We start from the raw sequence: 2,223 nt of genomic DNA on the forward strand, positions 1-2,223 counted from the left end.
TATTTTGAGTGGGAAGGTGAAATTCTGCTCGATTTAAATTATGATGAATATTATGGTTGGGCACCTGATATGGGAGCTTTTGAATGGGCTGGAACTTCTGTTAATGAAGAATTGATAATTAATAATGAAAGAATTAGATTATCTAATTATCCTAATCCTTTCGATGCGGAAACTACAATATCATTTAATCTTACCGCAGAGGACGGAGAGAACGCAGAGATAATAATATACAACATCAAAGGGCAAAAAGTAAAAACTTTGGAGTGCGGCAATTATTTTGACGCCAAAGCGACGGACACTCTTCACCACATAATCTGGGATGGAAAAGATGAAAACAATAAACCTGTTTCCTCAGGAATCTATTTTTATCAAATAAAAGCAGGTAAGTTTTCTGCAAACAGAAAAATGATTTTAATGCACTAAAAAAACTTGCCAAATTTTGGGATTTCAGCAATTTGAAATTGAGAAAACATGGGAATATCCAAGTTTTTTCCGGCTGTTTTCCGGTCTGAAGGGATTCCAACTTACCGAAGATTCCACAAAGTCGAAATATTCGGAAGTTTCAAAAAGGAGGTTATGATGAAGTTAGCATTATTTGTGCTTATACTTATCCCTTTTTTTTTAACTGCTCAATGGAGCGATGATCCATTTCAGAATTCACAAGTAACAGATCTGGCAGGAGAACAGGTCATTCCCAAAATCGCATCCAATGAAGGGATCACCTATATTGGCTGGTTCTCTTTAGAGAATGGAAATTACAATGTTCGCTTACAGAAACTTGATTCCCAGGGATATGAGCAATGGGAACACAACGGTTTATTGATCAGTGATCATACTTCCATGAGTTGGTTGACAGACTGGGATATGACTATCGACCAGGATAATCATGCGATTTTGACATTTCAGGATATCAGGAATGGAGGAAATAACAATATCTATGCTTATCGGATTTCTCCTGAAGGTGATTTTATCTGGGGAGAAGATGGTCTGGAATTATCGAACAGTACTGCTTTTGATGCTTCACCCAAAGTTACTGCTCTGAATTCAGGAAATATCGTAGTTTCCTGGTCATCCGAAGATGAGATCATTATGCAGAAGGTTTCTCCTGATGGAAATCTACTTTGGGGAGAAAACGGAATCACTTTAAGTTGTACTGATACATATTCATGGCCTCAACTTTTACCTGTCGGAGATGATGATGTGATCCTCAAATTCTTTGAAGATTCCGGTCCATTCTGGGCTCCTACCAGACATGTTCTTGCTCAAAGATTCGATCCTGATGGAAATCCTGTTTGGGCAAATATTACGATTATCAGTGATGCCGGTGGTATTTCTGCCTGGACTCAGATCTTTCCGTTTATCAACGATGGAAACGACGGATTTTTCATTGCCTGGCATGATGATCGGGACAGTAATAATTTAGCGAGCATTTTCATCCAGCATGTAAATTCTGAGGGAGAAATTCTCTTTATCGATGATGGAATCGAAGTCTCCACAATGCCGAATAGAAATCATTTTTATCCTGATCTGGCTTATCTTCCAAATACAGAAGAAGTTTTCATCTTCTGGAGCGAAATGGACGGTGATCAGAATCAGCGAGGTCTTTACGGTCAAAAGATGGATCTTACCGGTGAACGGCTCTGGACAGATAACGGAAATGCATTCCTCGAACTCTCCGGAGCAGATAAGCAGGATGTAACAGCTAAGTCTGCAGAAGATGATGTTGTCGTATTTTATCGTGATTTTTCTTTTGGGAATGTACTCGATTGCCGCGTCATGGCTATGCGGATCCATCCTGATGGAAGTTATGTCTGGGAAAATGAAAATGTTGCCTTATCCTCTCTCCAAAGTCCTAAAACGGATTTGGTAGTAAGTTCCTTTCTGAATGAACAATGGATCGTGACTTGGGAAGATGAAAGAAATGACGGTGGTGATATTTATGCTCAGAATATTAGATTAAATGGAGAATTAGGACCTTCCGGCGTGCAAATCGAAGATAATGAAATCCAGATTTCTGATCTTAAATTGAGCAATTATCCCAATCCATTTTCTTCTAACACAACGATTTCTTTTAATGTAGAACAAACATCCCTGTTTGTGAATCTTGAAATTTATAATATCAAAGGACAGAAGGTGAAAACTTTGGAGTGCTTCAATTCTTTTGAAGCAAAAGCGACGGAGTCGCTTTCCATAACCTGGAATGGAAAAAACGATTTCGGAAAA

The 2,223-nt window shown here is 38.6% G+C and carries 2 protein-coding genes; both read left to right on the forward strand.

All coding sequences use genetic code 11. The features are described 5' to 3' along the window. On the forward strand, positions 1-423 hold a 423-nt coding region (locus ENL20_02945; GenBank protein HHE37513.1), incomplete at its 5' end, for a T9SS type A sorting domain-containing protein. A gap of 156 nt (positions 424-579) precedes the next feature. Then, on the forward strand, positions 580-2,223 hold a 1,644-nt coding region (locus ENL20_02950), incomplete at its 3' end, for a T9SS type A sorting domain-containing protein (GenBank protein HHE37514.1).

Source organism: Candidatus Cloacimonadota bacterium, from assembly GCA_011372345.1.
Classification (GTDB): Bacteria; Cloacimonadota; Cloacimonadia; order Cloacimonadales; family TCS61; genus DRTC01.